The sequence below is a fragment of the Streptomyces sp. NPDC058469 genome, assembly GCF_042721125.1.
Taxonomy (GTDB): Bacteria; Actinomycetota; Actinomycetes; order Streptomycetales; family Streptomycetaceae; genus Streptomyces.
In genome coordinates this window covers 1-2,820 of the sequence record NZ_JBHXME010000261.1, presented here as the reverse complement: position 1 = coordinate 2,820, position 2,820 = coordinate 1, and the positions used below count along the sequence as shown (strand labels likewise).

Genomic DNA, 2,820 nt, shown 5'->3' with positions numbered 1-2,820 from the left:
ACGGCAGACTGGCCCCTGGCCGTCGACCTGGGCCCTGACTGTGCAGCTGAAGCAGCCTCAGTCCGTCGCCCCCGGCTTGACCACCGTGCTCACGAAGTCCCCGATCGCCCCCAGCGTCGCCCCCAGCTGCTCGATCTGCGGGAAGTGGGCCGCGTCGGAGATTGGGGCGAAGTGGCCGTTGGGGAAGGCGTCGGCGTAGCCGCGGCCGTACTTGAGGGGGGCTATGCCGTCCTCCTCGCCCCAGATGACCAGGACCGGGACGGTGACGCGGTGCAGGCGGCCGCGGAGCTTCGGGTCGTAGGTGAAGTGGTCGCCGCCGTAGATCGCGAGGGTCTTCTGGTTGGCGCCGGCCGCGGCTCGCTGCTCGTCACTGAACGAGGCGAAGTCGGGGCGGAACTTGGCGTTGGCGAAGGAGAGTTGGCTGACGTCGGACGGGGCCATGGTGCGCGGGTCGACGACGCGGTTCTCGACCATGTGGGCGTGGATGCCGACCGCGTTCAGCAGGGTGAGGGCGCCGATCCGGCCCTGGTTGTCGCGGAGGGCCATCTCTGCCGCGATCCAGCCGCCGACGGAGTTGCCGATCACCATGACGCCCTTGAGGTCCAGCGTGTCGAGCAGGTCCAGGTAGGCGATGGCCAGGTCGGCGACCGTGTCGAAACGTTCCGGGCGGGGCGTGCCGTCGAAACCGGGGTGGGTCGGTGTCACGACGTACACGTGCTCGGACAGGGCGTTCGAGATGCCGGCGACCGTGCGCGGGCCGGCGCCGCCGTGGAGGATCAGTACGCCGGTGCCCTCGGTGTTCTCGCCGAACTCCTGGATGGTGACGGAGAGTCCGCCGGGGAGGGCGACGGTGCGAGTGGAGGCGGGGGCGGGGGTGGAGGCAGGGGTGGTCATGGTGAGAAGTCCTTGTCGCTTGTTCTCGCTTGCTGAGAGCTGGCTCTCATTAAGGTAGGGGGTTGGCTCTCTTTATGCAAGTCCACTCTCATGATGAGGGTTGCGTATTGATTGGGGTGGGTGCGCGAACGCTCTCGGCCCCCGCCGACAAGTACAGGTTGAGACCGTCGTCCGGCGGTCGGAAACGGAGACTCGGTGAAACCGGATGAACCGGGCGACCGGCGACGCGGCGGGCACCGTCACCGCGCCGGCGACCACCACGGCGCCGACAGTGACCTTCGCGGCGCCGCCAGCGATCATCACGGCGCCGGCGACGAACACGGCGTGAGCGGACCTCACGGCGCCAGTGACGAACACGGCGACAGCGAAGCCCAGTTGACGCGCTCGGCGCGTGGTGACACGGGGGCGTTCACTCACCTCGTGCGGGCCCACTCGTCCGCCCTGCACGGCTACTTCGCCCGGCGTATGCCCGCCGCGGCGGAGGATCTGCTCTCCGAGACCTGGTTGCAGGCGTTCGCCGCCCGGCGCACCTTCGACCCGGCGCGGGGTTCGGCCCGGGGCTGGCTGTTCGGGGTGGCCCACAACGTGCTCGCCCAGCAACTGCGGCGGGCGGGGCGGAAAGAGCCCGCGCCGGGACCGGATGTCACCGATCCCTGGCAGGTGGTGGACCAGCGGCTGGACGCCGCCGCGATGGCCCCCGCACTGCGCCGGGCCCTCGCCGAACTGCCCACCGAGGAGCGGGAGTTGCTGCTCCTGATCAGCTGGGAGCAGCTCACTCCGACCGAGGCCGCCGCCGTCGTGGGAATCCCGGCGGGCACCGCGCGCTCGCGGCTGCACCGGGCCCGGGGCCGACTGCGCGACCGGCTCGCGCTGCCCCGCCCGACGGGACCGGCGGGACGAAACCTGACCGCGACAGGAGACCTCGCATGACCACGTACGACGACACTGAGGAGAACGGTATGAACGAGCGAGGCGCACTGCTGGACTTCCCCGGTGCCGATGAACTGGCGACGGCGGGTCACGTCGAGCCGCTGTCGGAACGGACGTTGGCCAGGGTGCTGGCCGAGGTCGAGGCGGCCGTAGCGACGGAAGGGGCGGCCGGAGCGAAGGCCGGCGTTGTCGCCGTGACGCCGATCCGGCGGCTGACCGGGCGCCGCCGGGCCCTGATCGGGCTGCTGGCCATGGCCGCGGTCGCGACCGGCGTGGTGACGTACGCGAACAACGGCACGAGCTCGGCGGGCACGCACAGCGAGGCGCGCACGGGCACCGCGGCCGTCTTCCTGGACGACATCTCCACGGTGGCCGCCAGCCAGTCGGCTTCCTCGGGGAAGTACTGGAAGATGCGGACGACGGTCGGGGACGAGTACATCTCGCAGTCCATGGACGAGTACGTCGTCAGCAGCGGCAAGGCCGCCAAGAAGGGGCGGCACCCCGACTGGCAGTTCGGGCCGAAGGACCTCGACTGGAACGGCCTGGACCAACTCACCACCGACCCGGCGCAGTTGCTCGCGCTGCTGCAGACTGCGCCGCGGCCCAAGAGCATCTCGCCCTTCGACCAGGCGGCCAGCCTGCTCACCGAGTCCCCGGCGGGCCCGAAACTGCGGGCCGGGGTCTTCAAGGCGATGGCCGGGCTGAAGGGCGTCAAGCTGGTCGGCCAGGTCAAGGACAGCACCGGACGCGGTGGTACGGCCGTGGAGTTCGCGGAGGCCAAGAGCGTCGGTCAGGTGATCGTCGACCCGAAGACCAGCGCGATCCTGGAGTACACCTTCACGTGGACGGCTGGGCCCAGCAAGGGCAAGGTCACCCACCACACGGTCCTGTCGGCGGGCTTCACCGACAAGATCGGCTGACACGGAAGTAGGCGAGATCGGCCGACACGGGCGGGATGTCAGCTGGCGCACTCCTCTACAGTAGGCCGCAGATGGC

General features: G+C 70.3%; 4 protein-coding genes. 3 read left to right on the top strand and 1 reads right to left on the bottom strand.

Translation table 11 applies throughout. From position 1 onward, the window contains the following. Positions 1-57 precede the first annotated feature (57 nt). A complete protein-coding gene (locus ACFWP5_RS50260; protein ID WP_384173444.1) occupies positions 58-894 on the bottom strand; it encodes an alpha/beta fold hydrolase in 837 nt (278 codons plus the stop codon). Between the two features lie 205 nt (positions 895-1,099). On the opposite strand from ACFWP5_RS50260, the gene ACFWP5_RS50255 reads away from it, so the two are divergent. From ACFWP5_RS50255 to ACFWP5_RS50245, 3 genes are read left to right on the top strand one after another with little or no spacing between them, the layout of a single operon-like run. Next, positions 1,100-1,222: a hypothetical protein gene (locus ACFWP5_RS50255; RefSeq protein ID WP_384173441.1), complete on the top strand. Its 123-nt coding sequence runs from the start codon at positions 1,100-1,102 to the stop codon at positions 1,220-1,222. Next, positions 1,219-1,824, top strand: coding sequence for an RNA polymerase sigma factor (locus ACFWP5_RS50250; RefSeq protein WP_384173438.1), 606 nt, complete (start codon positions 1,219-1,221; stop codon positions 1,822-1,824). Before ACFWP5_RS50255 ends, ACFWP5_RS50250 begins: the two co-directional genes overlap by 4 nt. Then, positions 1,821-2,744: a hypothetical protein gene (locus tag ACFWP5_RS50245; protein ID WP_384173435.1), complete on the top strand. Its 924-nt coding sequence runs from the start codon at positions 1,821-1,823 to the stop codon at positions 2,742-2,744. Before ACFWP5_RS50250 ends, ACFWP5_RS50245 begins: the two co-directional genes overlap by 4 nt. The last annotated feature ends 76 nt before the right edge of the window (positions 2,745-2,820 follow it).

Bases quoted from the DNA above. Each gene is read 5' to 3' on its own strand.
- ACFWP5_RS50260 (WP_384173444.1), bottom strand. From the start codon at position 894: ATGACCACCCCTGCCTCCACCCCCGCCCCCGCCTCCACTCGCACCGTC.
- ACFWP5_RS50245 (WP_384173435.1), top strand. From the start codon at position 1,821: ATGACCACGTACGACGACACTGAGGAGAACGGTATGAACGAGCGAGGC.
- ACFWP5_RS50255 (WP_384173441.1), top strand. From the start codon at position 1,100: ATGAACCGGGCGACCGGCGACGCGGCGGGCACCGTCACCGCGCCGGCG.